Raw genomic sequence first — 16,389 nt, 5'->3', positions numbered from 1 at the left:
GACGGCCTCACACACGGCCAAAAGCAAAAACGGCGGCTACGGCTGTTTCGCTGCCGCTGCTTTTTTCAAGGCCGCCACACGCTCGCGGGCGCCGGGATGGGAGTCGTAAAAACGCGAATACCATTTGTCGGACACCAAACTGGCGGCGTTGCTGCGGTAGAGCTTGGTCAAAGCCGCAATCAAATCTTGGGCGGACGCGGTTGCCGCAGCATAGCGGTCGGCTTCAAATTCATTGCGGCGCGACATCAGGCTGCCCAGCGGCGCAAACGGAAAAGTAAACACCGGCAGCACCAACAAAAACAGCAGCAAAGCCATGGCATGGCTGGGGTAATGCACGCCCAAACCCTGATAAAACGCGGCTTCGGGCATCAGTTTTCCCAACACATACAGCACCGCCAAAGCCAGCACGAAAGTAATCAGCATCTGCTTGATGATGTGCCTGTGCTTGAAATGACCCAGCTCGTGCGCCAACACCGCCTCCACTTCATCGGGCTGCATGTCTTCCAGCAAAGTATCGTAAAACACGATGCACTTGTTTGCCCCCAAGCCGGTGAAATAAGCATTGCCGTGGCCGGAGCGTTTACTGCCGTCCATCACAAAAATGCCCTTGCTCTTAAAACCCGTGCGGCCGAGCAGGTGTTCGATTTTTTCTTTCAGACGGCCTTCAGGCAAAGGTTTGAACGTATTGAACAAAGGCGCAATCCATTTGGGAAACGCCCACAGCATCAACAGCGAAAAACCCAACCACACCAGCCACACCCACAGCCACCACAGGCTGCCGGTAATGCCCATCAGATAAATCACGGCATACAGCAAAGGCACGCCGATTACCGCACCCAACAGCAAACCTTTCACACGGTCGCCGATAAACGTGCCGACGCTGCTGCGGTTGAAGCCGAAACGCGCTTCCAGCTTAAATGTCGCATACGCATCCAAGGGCAGTGAAATCAAAGTGTTGACCAAAGCAAACAAGCCGATCAGCAGCACGCCTTGAGTCATCGGGCCGTCTGAAAACTTCATGCTCAATGCCGCCAGCAGATTCAGGCCGCCGCCGAGGGTAAACACCAGCAGCAGCAACGCTTCAAACACAATACGGCAGCGCGCAAAACGCTGTTTGGCCAAAGTGTAGTCCGCCGCCTTTTGATGCTCTTCCAGCGACACCGTATCGGCAAAATCAGCAGGCACTCGGCTGCGGTGTTTCAGTACCGCACGGCTTTGGCGGATGGATAGGTAAAACTGCAAAAACGTAGTAAATGTGAGAAAACCAAGAAACAAAATATACAGTGTATGCTTATTCATTTTAGATATAAATTCAATAAAAACAATAATGTAGCGTAATATATACACCTTCGTCCCCACAGGCGGGTTTAACTGGTGTTTTACAAACCGTGTAAGTATAATAGCCGACAGCAACTTTTCATAACTGTTTATCCTTTCGGAAAAACATAATCTTCCGCCCTTGTTTCCAAGGGCTTTTTTTTATCCTGCGTTCGGGTCGGATATGGCGCAATGATGATTTACCGCTGTGAAAGAGGATTTTTAAAACCGCGCTAAGTTCTCTTAAATACACATCAGGCCGTCTGAATTTTCAGACGGCCTGATGATTGATTAATGATATTGTTATGAAGCGTAAATCTGTAAATCGGATTATTTAATCAGCTTGGCAAAGTGTTCCAACACACGGATCAGCTGGCAGGTGTAAGACATTTCGTTGTCGTACCAAGCCACGGTTTTAACCAACTGTTTGTCGCCCACCGTCATCACTTTGGTTTGGGTGGCATCAAACATCGAACCCGCTTCCAAACCGATAACGTCTGAAGACACAATCGGGTCTTCATTGTAGGCATAATAATCGCCCGCAGCCTTTTTCATTGCCGCGTTCACTTCTTCAACCGTAACCGGACGTTCCAAAACAGACACCAATTCGGTAAGCGAACCGGTGGCCACAGGCACGCGTTGGGCGGAGCCGTCCAATTTGCCTTTCAGCTCGGGAATCACCAAGCCGATGGCTTTGGCCGCGCCTGTGGTGTTCGGCACAATGTTTAAAGCGGCGGCACGGGCGCGGCGGAAATCATTTTTGCGGTGCGGCGCGTCCAAGGTGTTTTGGTCGCCGGTGTAGGCGTGGATAGTGGTCATCAAACCTTCTACGATGCCGAATTCTTTTTGCAGCACATTGGCCATCGGCGCCAAGCAGTTTGTGGTGCAGGAAGCGGCGGAAATCACGGTTTCGCTGCCGTCCAAAATATGCTGGTTCACGCCGTAAACTACGGTTTTCATATCGCCGCCCGGTGCGGAAATCACCACTTTTTTCGCGCCTGCTTTGATGTGTTTTTCGGCTTTTTCCTGCTTAGTGAAGAAACCGGTACATTCCAGCACCACATCCACACCCAGCCCGCCCCACGGCAGGTTTTCGGGATCGGGGTCGGCAAATACTTTGATTTCCTTACCGTTCACCACAATCATGTCGTCTTTCAACTCGGCTTTGCCTTGGAAACGGCCTTGGGTTGTGTCGTATTTAAACAGGTGCAGCAACATATCGGCGGGCGTTAAATCGTTTACCGCCACCACTTCAATGCCGTCGGTTTTGACGATCTGACGCAGAGCCAAACGGCCGATGCGGCCGAAACCGTTAATCGCAACTTTGATGCTCATTTATCTGCTCCTCCAATGTCGGTGTAGAAAATTATTTCAATATTTTATTTGTATCATGAAATAAAACTACTTACTAGCATTATTTTTATAAAACCGGACAAAATCTGATTTAAGTTAAGTCAGCCTGCTTAAACAGGCCGTCTGAAAAGATTAATAATATGATTTTAAAATAAAAATGATGATTTGAATGATTATTGCCCTATTTTGTGGATAATTCAGCTTTTTATAATTAAAATAACGAGATAAGTTCTGAATAAAAGCAGGGTTGAATCTGTTGCTCAAAAGTGCTTAATCGGGATGAAATTGAAATAAACTTTCATCATGCCGGCAAACCCGCTTTATCCCGAAAGAATACAAGCCCGGCCGCTCGGATTTGCAAGCGCAGGCATACTGTGTGTTTTAAGCCCGCAATAAATAAATACTATTAAAAATACTATGTTATTGATTCTGTTTTACCGTATTATCAGGCAGTAATTGATATTGAAAACAAAGGCAAAAAAGGATACCCCTATGCTGCAAAGAACATTGGCGAAATCCATCAATGTGACCGGAGTCGGCCTGCATTCCGGCGAACGTGTGGCACTCACCTTGCATCCCGCCCCTGAAAACAGCGGCATTTCTTTCCGCCGCACCGATTTGGAAGGCGTTCAGGGTGAAACCATCAAACTCAATCCTTACCTGATCAACGATACGCGCTTATCTTCCACCGTAGTTACCGAACACGGCATACGCGTCGGCACCATCGAGCACATTATGTCGGCTCTGGCCGCTTACGGTGTGGACAACACTTTGATTGAATTGAACGCACCCGAAATCCCGATTATGGACGGCTCAAGCCTGCCGTTTATTTATCTGCTGCAAGACGCGGGCATTGTCGATCAAAAAGCACAAAAACGCTTTTTAAAGATTCTGAAGCCTGTGGAAGTGAAAGAAAGCGGCAAATGGGTGCGCTTTACCCCTTACGACGGCTTCAAAGTTACGCTAACCATCGAATTCGACCATCCCGTATTCAACCGCAGCAGCCCTACATTTGAAATCGACTTCGCCGGCAAATCCTACATCGACGAAATCGCCCGCGCCCGCACCTTCGGCTTTATGCAGGAAGTGGAACTGATGCGCTCGCACAATCTCGGTTTGGGCGGCAACCTCAACAACGCCATCGTGATCGACGACACCGATGTGTTGAACCCCGAAGGTTTGCGTTATCCCGATGAATTCGTGCGCCATAAAATTCTCGATGCCATCGGCGATTTATATATCGTCGGCCACCCGATTATCGGCGCGTTTGAAGGCTACAAATCCGGCCATGCCATCAACAACGCCTTGTTGCGCGCCATTTTGGCAGACGAATCCTGCTACGAATGGGTGGAATTTCCGCATGATGAAGACTTGCCCGCCGCGTTCCACGGCCTGCCTGCGGTAGCTTGATTGAACAATATTTATAGCAAGAAACCTTTGCAAAACCCTCGGATGTGGATGCAGTTCAAGGCGTAGCAGCGCAGCGAGTGCAGACATATCATAATAGATAGGCAAACGAGCGGGCAGCGCACAACGCAGAAATGCGCCGCAGATGAGGGTTTTGCAAAGGTCTCGGCCAAACTAAAGAGGCCGTCTGAAAACATTTTCAGACGGCCTCTTTAATCAAATCAATCAAATCAAGGTTAAGGGTTTGCCGGATTTTCACTATCTTCTCTGCAAAAAAACGAATACAGCAATCCGATGGTGGCGGTAACGCGTTCGTCGGTAATGTAATACAAACGTTCGCGGTGACGGATTTCACAATCCACCAAACCTGCCTCGCGCAGCAAAGCCAACTGGCTCGACATAGCGGCTTGCGGCAGCCCGGCCATTTTGGCCAGCTCGGTTACATTACGGCGTTGGTCTTGCAAACTACATAATACGGCTAAGCGGTTGGTGTTGGCCATCAGCTTCAAAAAAGCCGTGGCCTCTTGGTATTTCGAAACCATATCTTTCATATATTTTGGTTCTCTTTAATTCGCATCAATACAATATCGGACACCATTGTATAGCGGAATAATGCCGTTTTTAAAGATTTTTCAGACGGCCTTAAATAGATTTTGCACAGTCGGTGTGCTTATTGACGGTTCCACGGCATAACCATGAGCAAGCGGGCCATACCGCAAAATCCTGTTAGCCCGGCAATAATCAGACCCAATCCGACAAACGCGCACAAGAGATAAAAAGTAGGGGAAACAAGCCAGCCGAGCACTGCGCCCGCCAAGGCCAACGAGCCGGCGGCAATCTGTACCTGCCGCATCAATTCAAGCGGTTGAGAGCGGTTGATTTCGGTGGGGAAACCGGCGGATTTCCAGCCGTCCAGCCCTTTTTCCAAAATAAACGCTTCTTTTTCACCGCAACATTGTGCCAGTGCGTCTGCGGCATTACGGGTGCGCATACCCGATTTGCAATGAAAGATCACGCAAGAAGCTTGCTTGGCGGCTTCGGGCAGGCCTTGCTGTTTGATTTGATCCAAGGGTTGTAAAACAGATTGCCCGATGTGTTCGCGGCGGTATTCGTCGGGTTGGCGGATGTCCACCAAAACCGCGCCTTGCGCCAGCTTGCTTTTAACGTGTTCGGGTGTGATGACCTTGATATTCATGGTGTGTGTTTCCTTCTATATTTCTATATTAAGTATGAGGCCGTCTGAACAATCGTTTCAGACGGCCTGATAATCCTTGCTTTATCGTTTATCGGTCGGACAAGTATTGATGCCCAGCAAAGTGTAAATCAGGCAATTCGACATCAGTCCGGTAGCCAAAGGAATAACACCCAGCCAGCCCCACCAGCCTATGGTGCCGGTAGCGGCCAAAATCATCAACGCCGCACCTACGACAATGCGGATTACTTTATCGATACCGCCTACATTGCGTTTCATATTTTTCTCCGGTTGGTGTAAATGTTTGAAATTTAATTTATATAATTTAAATTATATATGTAAAAAATGATATTTGTCAACTAAAGAAGAGGCCGTCTGAAATGTTTCAGACGGCCTCTTGGGTTGGCTACGGCTTATATCCAACAGATTTTATTCATCGGTATTGCTTGGCTGATTGATTGGCCGGCCGATGCGTTGGTAATGCACAAATTCATAAACCAAACCGTTTTCCGCCGTGCGCTTTCCTTCGCGGTTTGCCTGCCATTCGTCAGAATTAATCGCGGGGAAAAAGGCATCGCCCTCCACATTTAAATCTATTTCGGTGATGCGTAAATCGGTGGCCACAGGCAGGGCTTCCGCATAAATCTGCGCGCCGCCCATGATGATGATTTCTTCGACATCTCCGCAAAGCGCCAATGCTTTGTGCAGGCCGGAAACGGTCTCGGCGCCTTCCGCCGCGTAATCCGCCTGCCGTGTAATCACAATATTGCGACGACCGGGCAAGGGTTTTTTAGGCAGCGATTCCCATGTTTTGCGCCCCATCACCACGGGCTTGCCGGTGGTGTACGCGCGGAAAAAGGCGAAATCTTCGGGCAGATGCCACGGCATGGCATTGTTGATGCCGATGCAGTTGTTGTGGGCATGGGCGGCAATCAAGGTAATTTTTTGCATGTGGGTTTATCCGTCAATAGGATTTTCAGACGGCCTCATTGTAATCAATACAGGCCGTCTGAAACAGTATAAAAAAAGATGTGAAGATCATGATCTGATAACACGACTTCAACAACATTATTATCATAGACAAAATAAATATTACCGCTTATCATTAATTCCAACCGATTATTAATGATACGGAATCATATAATCGGCATAATACAATAAATGGTGTCATGCTTTTCCGTAGCCGAGAGCCTGCGTGAAACTGCCGCCGGCCTCTGCTGCCGCTTGATCTGCTACCAAAATGTTAATAACAACTTTAATAAGGAAATCATGATGGCGGGTTCGTATTCACTTTACCGTTGTGCCGTTTTATCCACTTCCACCGGCATGCTTGACAGCGTACTCGACCGCAACAGCCCGATCGATATTTTGCGCCTGCGGGTACACATGCACGGGCAAAGCCATGCCGACGGCTGCAATCTCAAAGCGGAGGAATTTTTCGATTGGATGCGCGAACATCCCGACGAATTGCTGACCACCTCTCCGCCCAACGAAGAATGTTTGCGCAAAACATTTCGCTATCTGAAAAAACAGGGCTATCACGAAGCCATTGTTACCACCATCAGCAGCAAACTCAGCGAAAGCTTCAACGTAATCCGCGCCGTTGCCGAAGAAATGGCCGATGACCTGACCATCCATGTATTCGACACCGGCACTACCTGTATGCCCGAAGGCTTTTTCGCCTTAGAAGCCCTGCGTCTGCTCACGGCCGGTAAAAGCAGCGCCGAAGTGCTGGATTATTTGGAACGCCTCAAACCGCGCTGCGAACTGATTTTCGGCGTCCAATCGCTCACCCAGCTCGCCCGCAGCGACGGCCTGATGCGTATGGGCGCGGCGTTTAACGACTGGCTGGGCTTGAAAACCGTGCTGCGTCTCAACGAAAAAGGCGTTTCCCATTTGTCCAGCGTAGCGGAAAACGAGCAGATGATTGAACGCATCATCGAAGCTTTGATGGTGATCACGGCCGACAAAAACCCCATCCATCTGGTGATTTCCGGCGGCTATTGCGGCAGCTACGACCTGTATCAGCAGTTTGCCGCCAAGCTCCATCAAAAAACCGGCCTGCATTTGGAAAACGGCCTGCCGGTTTCGCCTGCCATCGGCGTCTATGCAGGCTTGAATGCGGTCGGCGTCGGCATTGTCGAGCGCTTGCCCGAATAAGCCAAACAAATCAATCATATTTCATTTACAAGGCCGTCTGAAAACACATTCAGACGGCCTTTCGCTTTTTTTCATCACACTCAATGTTTCCTAATAAGAAATAAATAATCAATAAAAAGTATATTCATATGCCAATAGCGATTGATTAGAATGCACTCATTCGACAACACCGGCTGCCTTCATTCTCCAATAAGCCGATGCTGCCTCAACCCGATTACGTTAACAAAAAAAGGAATTTAATCATGAAAAAAACTGCAACCATCTTTGCCGCCCTTGCTCTTTCAGCTGCTTCATTGGTTTCTGCCCGAGACGTGGATCTGACTCCATGGAATCACGCCAACGACGCCAACTATCCTTTGGTTAATGTGCAGGAAGTTCAACATCCCGGCGTGAAAATGACTGCCAAGAAAGACGACCGCATCAAATTCGTTGCCCAAAGCCAAGCCGCTGCTCAACAAGACACTTACCAATACTTGGGCCGCAGCGAGCACCGTTAATCTTGAAGTTGCTGTCCCATAAAGCCTGTGCAAACGCTTTTCAAACAGCAACTCCCGCTCAATCCTAGTACACAACTCTTTGATTTTCTCTCTCAAACAAACAGGCCGTCTGAAAACATATTCAGACGGCCTGTTTAAGATTTTGATCACCACTGCGAATAAGGATGCTTGCTCAAATAAGCATTGGTAAATTTACCGTTGGACGTAATTTCCTCGCCCAACCAATCGGGTTTTTCAAAAGACACGCCTTCGCTTGGCAACTCCAATTCCGCCACCACCAAAGGCGCGTTGTCGCCGAAATATTCGTCCACTTCAAACGTAAAACCGCGGTATTCGATTTTATAGCGGTGTTTTTCCAGCTTAAACGGACACATCGTCTGCATCATCTGCTCCGCGTGCGCCACCGGAATTTCATATTCAAACTCACTGCGGGTGGTATCGGAAATATAGCCCTTCAACGTCAGCCACGCTTTGCGGCCGACAATCCGCACGCGGATCGTGCATTCCTTATCCACACTCAAGTAACCCTGCCGCATCATTTCCGGCTCGCCGGCTTCCTCGCGCCAGCTGTCGTTTTTTAAAAGAAAACGGCGTTCGATTTCGATAGTCATGATTCAGACGGCCTCAAAACGGTTTGAATACAACAAGATACAAAGCAGCAATCATAATCACCACCGGAATTTCGTTAAACACGCGAAACCACTTATGCGAATAGCGGTTGCGGTTATCCTCAAAATCCAGCAGCAAACGGTAGCAGTAAAAATGGTAACCCAGCAAAACCACGCCCAGCGTTACTTTCGTATGCACCCAGCCCATGCCCCACCAGCCGGTTACAAACGGAATCGCAAAGCCGGTTACCACCGCGCCCAAGCCCAGCGGCGTCATAAACTTAAACAGCCGGCGCGCCATACCGAGCAAACGCAGATATTCGCCCCGATTACCCGTTTCCACCTGCGCCAGATTCACATAAATACGCGGCAGGTAAAAAAGCCCGGCAAACCACGAAATGATAAAAAACACATGCAGCAGTTTGAACCATAAATACATTTTTCAGACGGCCTTTGGAAAATAACCGACATATTGTAGCCTCAAACACCGCCCGACGGTTAAGATTTGTAGGCAGGCCGGGCTTTTTTGCTAAAATACCGCCGCACTTTACATATAAGGGAAAACAACATGATCAAACAATTCGAAATTCACGGCGGCGTCAAAAAAGAACTTCAAGCCTATCTTGATGAGCGCAATACCGACCTGAAAACCGCGATGGACAGCGAAGAACTCAACCGCGAAGTCGCCGCCATCATCCACAACGGCCTGCCCGCGATGGTGAGAAAAATCTATTCGCTCGAAAAAATGCAGAAGTTTTTTTGGGAGAAAAAAGACCTGATGGTAGAGTTTGTTGCCGCACGCTTGAATGCTGCCGACAAGAAACCGAAAGGCAGTAAAAACACCAATCAGAAGAAACGCTGATATGTGCTAGGGCGTGCCGTGAGAAAGCATTGCGGCGGTATTTTTGGTCAAAAATCCGCTTCACAAGCCTTCTAACGACACGCCCTAAACCAAAGGCCGTCTGAAAGCTCACAAAACTCGCTTTCAGACGGCCTTTAAACATCTCTACTGCCTTACTTATCCGAATAATCCCGCTTGCCGAAAATCGCACTGCCCACCCGCACATGCGTTGCACCGCAGGCAATCGCGGCTTCCATATCCGCCGACATGCCCATCGACAGCACATCCGCCGCCACACCGGCCGCATTCAAATCGGCCAAAAGCTGCCTCATGCGGGTAAACTGATTGTGCAGGGCTTCGGCACCGGCACCTACTTCGGCCACACACATAAAACCGCGCACCTGCAAACGCGGCAGCTTCGCCGTTTCGCAGGCCAGCGCCACCGCTTCCTCCGGCGCCACACCGTGCTTGCCCGGCTCGCCCGCAATATTCACTTCGATACACACTTGCAGCGGCGGCATTTCAGACGGCCTCTGCTCGCTCAACCGCCGCGCCGTTTTCAAACGGCTCACCGTATGCACCCAATGCGCCCGTTCCGCCACGAAACGGGTTTTGTTGGACTGCACATCGCCGATCACATGCCACACGATATCGGTCAAATCGGCCAGCTCTTCGGTTTTGCCGTACCATTCCTGAATATAGTTTTCGCCGAAATCACGCGCGCCTGCCGCATACACTTCGCGGATATCGCCTGCCGGAAAGGTTTTGCTCACCGCCACCAAATGCACGCTGCCGTTTTCACGGTGCGCCGCCGCTTCCGCCTCGCGGATTTTTGCGCATACTTCACGGTAATTCTGTTGCAGGCTTGTCATGATTCTTTCCATATTCCGCAGTTTTTTTCCCGTTAGCAAAAATAATTAAATTTTTACTTGGTTTAACAACTCTATCTATTTAAAATAAATGGCTTGGTAAATCCCGCCGTCAACATTTCCATTCATACGGCTCAGAAAATTTTAACTTAAAAAGCAAGGCCACATTATGCAAATTACCGACTTACTCGCGTTTGGTGTGAAAAACAAAGCATCCGACTTACACCTCAGCTCAGACCTGCCCCCGATGATCCGCGTACACGGCGACGTGCGCCGCATCAACCTGCCCGAAATGGGCAGCGACGAAGTGGGCAACATGATCACTTCGGTGATGAACGATTACCAACGCAAAGTCTATCAGCAAAACATGGAAGTGGACTTTTCATTCGAGCTGCCCAACGTAGCGCGCTTCCGTGTCAACGCATTCATGACCAACCGCGGCCCCGCCGCCGTATTCCGTACCATTCCCAGCACCGTACTGACGCTGGAAGATTTGAAAGCCCCGCGCATTTTCCAAAAAATCGCCGACAACCCGCGCGGCCTCGTATTGGTTACCGGCCCCACCGGTTCGGGTAAGTCCACCACGCTGGCGGCCATGATCAACTACATCAACGACACCCAGCCCGCACACATCCTCACCATCGAAGACCCGATCGAGTTTGTACACACCAGCAAAAAATCCCTCATCAACCAGCGCGAACTGCACCAACACACCCACAGCTTCGCCAATGCGTTGAAATCCGCCCTGCGTGAAGACCCCGACGTGATTCTGGTAGGTGAGATGCGCGACCCCGAAACCATCGGCCTCGCCCTCACCGCCGCCGAAACCGGCCACTTGGTATTCGGTACTCTGCACACCACCGGCGCCGCCAAAACCGTTGACCGTATCGTCGACGTATTCCCGGCCGGCGAAAAAGAGATGGTGCGTTCCATGCTTTCCGAATCGCTGCGCGCCGTGATTTCGCAAACCCTGCTGAAAACCCGCGACCGCAACGGCCGCGTGGCTGCGCATGAAATTCTGGTGTCCACCCCTGCCGTGCGCAACCTGATCCGCGAAAACAAAATCGCCCAAATCAACTCCGCCCTGCAAACCGGTCAGGCACACGGCATGCAAACGCTCGACCAAGCCTTGCAAAACCTGGTGCGTCAGGGTGCCATCAGCCCGGAAACCGCGCGCAGCAAATCGCAAAACTCCGATCTGATTTTATGATGAAACAAACACATAATTAAGGGTAAAACACCATGAGCGAATCCAACCAACTGCACAATCTGCTGGCGGAAATGGTTCAGGCTTATTCAGAAAAAAACCAGCCGCCGCACATTCCCACCCCCGCCGAAATCGGCTCGCACCTGCACCCCTTGCTCGACCGCATGTGCCAAGAAGCCGAGCAGCGCACCGCCTCCGATATTTTCATCAGCGCGGGCTTTCCCCCGGCGATGAAAGTCAACGGCGTGCTGACACCGATGCCGCACAAAGCATTGAGCGGCAAAGACACCGCCGAAATCATCCAATCGACCATGAACGACGAGCAGCTCGAAACGTTCAACCGCGAATTGGAACTCAACTATTCGGTGCAATCGCGCAGCAATACCCGCTACCGTGTCAACGCTTATCACGAGCAGGGCCGCAGCGGCATGGTTTTGCGCCGCATCAACCCGCGCGTGCCTACCGTTGACGAACTCGCCCTGCCGCAAAAACTCAAAGAACTCGCCCTCACACCCCGCGGCCTGCTGATTCTTGCCGGCCCCACCGGTTCGGGTAAATCCACTTCGATGGCGGCGATGATCGACCACCGCAACCAAAAAGTGCCGGGCCACATCATTACCATCGAAGACCCGATCGAATACCTCTACCAACCGCGCCGCTGCATCATTACCCAGCGCGAAGTAGGTATTGATACCGCCGACTGGAAGCTGGCCGTACAAAACGCCATGCGTCAGGCGCCGGATGTGGTGTGTATCGGTGAGGTGCGCAGCGAAGCCAGTATGGAATACGCGCTGCAACTGGCGCAAACCGGCCACTTGTGCGTGTTCACGCTGCACGCCAACAACGCCGCGCAAGCCATCGAGCGTATCATCAACTTCTACCCCGAAGACCGCCAAGCGCAGGTATTGATGGATTTGGCTCTGAACCTGACCGCCATTATCGGCCAGCGTTTGATCCTCAAAAAAGGACGCAGCCAACGCACCGCCATCATCGACCTGCTGCTCAATACCCCCGCCATGCAGGATTTGATCTTCAAAGGCGAGCTGATGAACATCCGCGAGCTGATGGTACGCTCCGGCGTGGAAGGCATGCAGACATTCGACCAAAACCTCTTCGATCTGTATCTCAAAGACCAAATCGAATACGACGAAGCCCTGCGCCAAGCCGATTCCGCCAACGATTTGCGCCTGCGTATCCAGCTGCATGAAGAAGGCGACAACCCCGAACGCCTGTACGACCGAATCAGCGATTTGAACCTGATGTAAATTCAGGCAAGGGCTGACGAGGCCGTCTGAATCAACATCAAACCCGCCGGCTGTTCGGCTTCACATTAAAAACGCATTCGTTTCAATCAACTGAAACACACCAAAGGCCGTCTGAAAAAAGATTTCAGACGGCCTTTTTATATTCTTCATTATTACTTAATAAACTAAAAATAAAAATTATTTGCATTAGTCTTTAAAAATTATATAACATTAAACATCAAAAAATATCAAACCGATTCAGGGTATTGTTATGTTGATTGCTTTCCTGATTATGCTGCGCGAAGGCATTGAAGCCGCGCTGATTGTCGGCATTGTGGCCGGATTTTTACACCAGTCGGGCAACGGCCATTTGATGCCGAAAGTGTGGCTGGGCGTGCTTTCCGCCGCGTTGATGTGCCTGCTGTTGGGCTACGGCATCCACACCGCCACCGGCGAAATTCCGCAAAAGCAGCAGGAATTTGTGGTCGGCATCATCGGGCTGGTGGCCGTTGCCATGCTGACTTACATGATTCTGTGGATGCAGAAAGCGGCACGCTCCATGAAGCAGCATCTGCACGATTCGGTTCAGACGGCCTTAAACCGCGGCAGCGGCCAAGGCTGGGCATTGGTGGGCATGGCTTTTCTGGCGGTGGCGCGAGAAGGTTTGGAGAGCGTGTTTTTCCTGCTCGCCGTATTCCAGCAAAGCCCGAGCTGGCAAATGCCTGTGGGCGCAGTGCTGGGTTTGGCGGCGGCGGTTGTGATCGGCGCGTTGATTTATCAGGGCGGCATGCGGCTGAATTTGGCGAGATTTTTCCGCTGGACGGGCGTGTTCCTCATCATCGTCGCCGCCGGTTTGCTGGCCGGTTCGCTGCGCGCGCTGCATGAAGCGGGCGTATGGAACTATCTGCAAACCATCGTTTTCGACATTTCCCACATCCTGCACGAAGACAGCCCGCTGGGCGTGTTGCTCGGCGGCTTCTTCGGCTACACCGACCACCCGACCCAAGGCGAGGTTTTGGCGTGGCTGCTGTATTTGGTGCCCGTGATGTATTGGTTTTTACGCGGCAGCTCACCGGCTGCATCTGTTGGAAAATCCCCAGTAAATTGAGAAAGAGGTAAAACATGAAGAAACTGAATATCATCGCTTTATCCGTGCTGCTGGCACTCGGTCTTACCGCCTGCCAACCGCCCGAAGCCGAAAAAACCGCCGCGCCCGCATCCGGCGCGCCGGCCGAAGCCAAAGCGCAAGACGGCAGCTTCAATATGGCGGTCAACGATGAAAAATGCGAACCGATGGAATTAACCGTACCCAGCGGCGAAGTGGTGTTCAACATCAAAAACAACAGCAGCCGCAAGCTCGAATGGGAAATCTTAAAAGGCGTGATGGTGGTGGACGAACGTGAAAACATCGCCCCCGGCCTTGCCGACAAAATGACCGTTACCCTGCTGCCCGGCGAATACGAAATGACCTGCGGCCTGCTCAACAACCCGCGCGGCAAACTCACCGTAACCGACAGCGGCTTCAAACAGGCGGGCGGCGAAGCGGATATGGCCAAACTCGCCCAACCGCTGGCCGACTACAAAACCTACGTTCAACAGGAAGCCGACCAACTGGTCAGCAAAACCGCTGCTTTCGTTGCCGCCGTGAAAGCGGGCGAAATCGACAAAGCCAAAGCCATGTTTGCCGATACCCGCACCCACTACGAACGCATCGAGCCGATTGCCGAACTGTTTAACGAACTCGACCCCGCCATCGACGCGCGTGAAGACGACTTCAAAGCCGGCCCCAAAGACCCGGCCTTCAGCGGCTTCCACCGCATCGAACACGCCTTGTGGATTGAAAAATCGGTCGACGGCGTGAAAGACGTGGCCGACAAGCTCGAGCAAGACGTGAAAAAACTCAAACAGGAAATCGACGTGCTGACCTTCCCGCCCAACAAAGTAGTCGGCGGCGCGGCCGTATTGATTGAAGAAGTGGCCAACAGCAAAATCAGCGGCGAAGAAGACCGTTACAGCCACACCGACTTGAGCGACTTCAACGCCAACATGGAAGGCGCACAAAAAATCGTCGATCTGTTCCGCCCGCTGATTGCCGAGAAAAACAAGGCACTGCTGGATAACGTCGATGCCAACTTCAAAGCCGTCAACGACATTTTGGCGAAATACAAAACCGCCGACGGCTTTGAAACCTACGACAAACTCAGCGAAGCCGACCGCAAAACCCTGCAAGCGCCGATCAACAGCTTGGCCGAAGAATTGGCCAAACTGCGCGGCACACTCGGTTTAAGCTAACCCTTCAACAGCAATATTTCAGACGGCCTCCCAAGCATCGATTGCTTGAGGCCGTCTGAAAATACCATCACAACAAAACCACCATGAACAACGACAACCGACCCCCTATCCAACCCGAAAAACGTACCTTCCTCAAAGCCGCCGTTGCCGCAGCCGCCACCGGAGCAGCCGCAGCGGCGGGCGGTTTCACATGGGGAGAAAAAAAAGGCCGCAGCGAAGAAAAAGCCGCCAACTTGGAACATTCAACCGAAAGCTACGACTGCTACGGCAAACACCAAGCAGGCATTACCACCCCGCACCAACAATTCGGCATCATGGCCGCTTTCGACGTGCTCGCCAAAACCCCGAAAGACTTGGAAAAACTGTTCCGCATCATCACCGCCCGCACCGAATTCCTGACCAAAGGCGGCGAACTGCAAGACGGCGATGCCAAACTGCCGCCTTCCGGCAGCGGCATACTCGGCAAAACCATCCGCCCCGACGGATTAACCATCACCCTGAGCGTCGGAACCAGCCTGTTTGACCAACGTTTCGGACTCGCCGCCAAAAAACCCAAACACCTGCAGGAAATGAAAGACTTCTTCAACGACAAACTGCAAGCCGACTGGTGCGACGGCGACATCAGCCTGCAAATCTGCGCGTTCACCCCCGAAACCTGCCAAAACGCCCTGCGCGACATCATCAAAAACACCGCCCGATACGCCATCATCCGCTGGAGCATAGACGGCTTCCTGCCCAAATCCGCCCCCGGCTCCGCCCCGCGCAACCTGCTCGGCTTTCACGACGGCACCGCCAACCCCGACGTAGCCGATCCCAAAACCGCCGATCAGGTGCTATGGACGGGCATCGCCCCCAACAGCCGAGACGAACCCGCGTGGACGAAAAACGGCAGCTACCAAGCCGTGCGCATCATCCGCCACTTCGTCGAATTTTGGGACAGAACACCGCTGCAAGAACAGGAAACCATTTTCGGGCGCGAAAAATACAGCGGCGCACCGCTGGGCATGAAATACGAAAACGACACGCCCGATTACAAAAAAGACCCCGAGGGCAAAGTGATTCCCAAAGACAGCCACATACGCGTCGCCAACCCGCGCGACCCCGAATTTATGAAGAAACACCAACTTTTCAGACGGCCTTACAACTATTCGCGCGGCCTCTCCAAAGCCGGCCAGCTCGATGTCGGTTTGGTGTTCATCTGCTATCAGGCCAATCTGGAAGACGGCTTCATCTTCGTGCAAAAACTGCTCGATACCGAGCCGCTGGAAGAATACATCAGCCCCTTCGGCGGCGGCTATTTCTTCACGCTGCCGGGCGTTGAAAAAGGCGGCTTCTTCGGTCAAATTTTGCTTGCGGTCTGATGGTGATTGGTAACGTTAGGCCGTCAATAACCAATAAGGCC

18 protein-coding genes and 1 pseudogene are annotated in these 16,389 nt (G+C 51.6%); 9 read left to right on the top strand and 10 right to left on the bottom strand.

Annotated elements, in window-relative coordinates; all coding sequences use genetic code 11:
* Positions 1-36: 36 nt before the first annotated feature.
* Complete coding sequence (locus LVJ85_RS00205; protein WP_244740431.1) at positions 37-1,299, bottom strand: M48 family metallopeptidase; 1,263 nt, start codon at positions 1,297-1,299, stop codon at positions 37-39.
* Between the two features lie 348 nt (positions 1,300-1,647).
* Positions 1,648-2,652, bottom strand: coding sequence for a type I glyceraldehyde-3-phosphate dehydrogenase (gene gap, locus LVJ85_RS00200; RefSeq protein WP_244740429.1), 1,005 nt, complete (start codon positions 2,650-2,652; stop codon positions 1,648-1,650).
* 510 nt (positions 2,653-3,162) lie between these two features.
* Here gap and lpxC point away from each other — a divergent pair.
* On the top strand, positions 3,163-4,080 hold the full coding sequence (lpxC, locus tag LVJ85_RS00195) for a UDP-3-O-acyl-N-acetylglucosamine deacetylase (protein ID WP_244740427.1): 918 nt from the start codon (positions 3,163-3,165) through the stop codon (positions 4,078-4,080).
* A 24-nt stretch (positions 4,081-4,104) separates the two neighbouring features.
* Here lpxC and LVJ85_RS00190 read toward each other — a convergent pair.
* The 5 genes and pseudogenes from LVJ85_RS00190 to LVJ85_RS00170 form a co-directional block, all read right to left on the bottom strand.
* Positions 4,105-4,237 (bottom strand): annotated as a pseudogene (locus tag LVJ85_RS00190) (lipoprotein signal peptidase); the annotation flags it as partial.
* Positions 4,238-4,313: 76 nt separating this feature from the next.
* On the bottom strand, positions 4,314-4,628 hold the full coding sequence (locus tag LVJ85_RS00185; protein ID WP_085364351.1) for a helix-turn-helix transcriptional regulator: 315 nt from the start codon (positions 4,626-4,628) through the stop codon (positions 4,314-4,316).
* A gap of 119 nt (positions 4,629-4,747) precedes the next feature.
* Positions 4,748-5,272, bottom strand: a complete 525-nt coding sequence (locus LVJ85_RS00180; protein ID WP_085364350.1) for a rhodanese family protein — start codon at positions 5,270-5,272, stop codon at positions 4,748-4,750.
* A gap of 81 nt (positions 5,273-5,353) precedes the next feature.
* The gene (locus LVJ85_RS00175; protein ID WP_115134037.1) at positions 5,354-5,548 is read right to left on the bottom strand and encodes a DUF2892 domain-containing protein; all 195 of its coding nucleotides are present in this window, start codon (positions 5,546-5,548) and stop codon (positions 5,354-5,356) included.
* 150 nt (positions 5,549-5,698) lie between these two features.
* Positions 5,699-6,220 (bottom strand): dihydrofolate reductase, encoded by a 522-nt coding sequence (locus tag LVJ85_RS00170; protein ID WP_244740425.1) that lies wholly within the window; start codon positions 6,218-6,220, stop codon positions 5,699-5,701.
* Between the two features lie 210 nt (positions 6,221-6,430).
* Here LVJ85_RS00170 and LVJ85_RS00165 point away from each other — a divergent pair, with 210 nt between their 5' ends.
* Both LVJ85_RS00165 and LVJ85_RS00160 read left to right on the top strand, forming a co-directional pair.
* Entirely contained in the window at positions 6,431-7,429 is a 999-nt protein-coding gene (locus LVJ85_RS00165) for a DegV family protein (protein WP_244740423.1), read from the top strand.
* A gap of 242 nt (positions 7,430-7,671) precedes the next feature.
* Positions 7,672-7,926 carry a hypothetical protein gene (locus LVJ85_RS00160; RefSeq protein ID WP_244740421.1) on the top strand — a complete coding sequence of 85 codons (255 nt, stop codon included), beginning with the start codon at positions 7,672-7,674 and terminating at the stop codon, positions 7,924-7,926.
* A 146-nt stretch (positions 7,927-8,072) separates the two neighbouring features.
* Here the strand turns inward: LVJ85_RS00160 and LVJ85_RS00155 are convergent, their stop codons facing one another.
* On the bottom strand, positions 8,073-8,537 hold the full coding sequence (locus LVJ85_RS00155; protein WP_085364345.1) for a CYTH domain-containing protein: 465 nt from the start codon (positions 8,535-8,537) through the stop codon (positions 8,073-8,075).
* Between the two features lie 13 nt (positions 8,538-8,550).
* The gene (locus LVJ85_RS00150; RefSeq protein ID WP_115134034.1) at positions 8,551-8,973 is read right to left on the bottom strand and encodes a CopD family protein; all 423 of its coding nucleotides are present in this window, start codon (positions 8,971-8,973) and stop codon (positions 8,551-8,553) included.
* Positions 8,974-9,102: 129 nt separating this feature from the next.
* On the opposite strand from LVJ85_RS00150, the gene LVJ85_RS00145 reads away from it, so the two are divergent.
* The gene (locus LVJ85_RS00145; protein ID WP_085364343.1) at positions 9,103-9,396 is read left to right on the top strand and encodes a hypothetical protein; all 294 of its coding nucleotides are present in this window, start codon (positions 9,103-9,105) and stop codon (positions 9,394-9,396) included.
* Between the two features lie 152 nt (positions 9,397-9,548).
* Here the strand turns inward: LVJ85_RS00145 and LVJ85_RS00140 are convergent, their stop codons facing one another.
* Positions 9,549-10,247: a YggS family pyridoxal phosphate-dependent enzyme gene (locus tag LVJ85_RS00140; RefSeq protein WP_244740418.1), complete on the bottom strand. Its 699-nt coding sequence runs from the start codon at positions 10,245-10,247 to the stop codon at positions 9,549-9,551.
* Between the two features lie 166 nt (positions 10,248-10,413).
* Between LVJ85_RS00140 and LVJ85_RS00135 the strand changes: the two genes are divergently transcribed.
* The 5 genes from LVJ85_RS00135 to efeB all read left to right on the top strand — a co-directional run bounded on the left by LVJ85_RS00135 (position 10,414) and on the right by efeB (position 16,348).
* Positions 10,414-11,454 carry a type IV pilus twitching motility protein PilT gene (locus tag LVJ85_RS00135; protein ID WP_244740416.1) on the top strand — a complete coding sequence of 347 codons (1,041 nt, stop codon included), beginning with the start codon at positions 10,414-10,416 and terminating at the stop codon, positions 11,452-11,454.
* A 32-nt stretch (positions 11,455-11,486) separates the two neighbouring features.
* A complete protein-coding gene (locus LVJ85_RS00130; protein ID WP_085364340.1) occupies positions 11,487-12,716 on the top strand; it encodes a PilT/PilU family type 4a pilus ATPase in 1,230 nt (409 codons plus the stop codon).
* Positions 12,717-12,966: 250 nt separating this feature from the next.
* Entirely contained in the window at positions 12,967-13,803 is an 837-nt protein-coding gene (gene efeU / locus LVJ85_RS00125) for an iron uptake transporter permease EfeU (RefSeq protein ID WP_244740414.1), read from the top strand.
* Between the two features lie 14 nt (positions 13,804-13,817).
* The gene (gene efeO / locus LVJ85_RS00120; RefSeq protein ID WP_244740412.1) at positions 13,818-14,987 is read left to right on the top strand and encodes an iron uptake system protein EfeO; all 1,170 of its coding nucleotides are present in this window, start codon (positions 13,818-13,820) and stop codon (positions 14,985-14,987) included.
* 83 nt (positions 14,988-15,070) lie between these two features.
* Entirely contained in the window at positions 15,071-16,348 is a 1,278-nt protein-coding gene (efeB, locus tag LVJ85_RS00115; RefSeq protein WP_244740409.1) for an iron uptake transporter deferrochelatase/peroxidase subunit, read from the top strand.
* The last annotated feature ends 41 nt before the right edge of the window (positions 16,349-16,389 follow it).

It is taken from the genome of Neisseria sp. Dent CA1/247, from assembly GCF_022870825.1.
In the GTDB taxonomy this organism is placed as follows: domain Bacteria; phylum Pseudomonadota; class Gammaproteobacteria; order Burkholderiales; family Neisseriaceae; genus Neisseria; species Neisseria zoodegmatis.
This window is presented reverse-complemented; position numbering and strand designations above follow the sequence as displayed.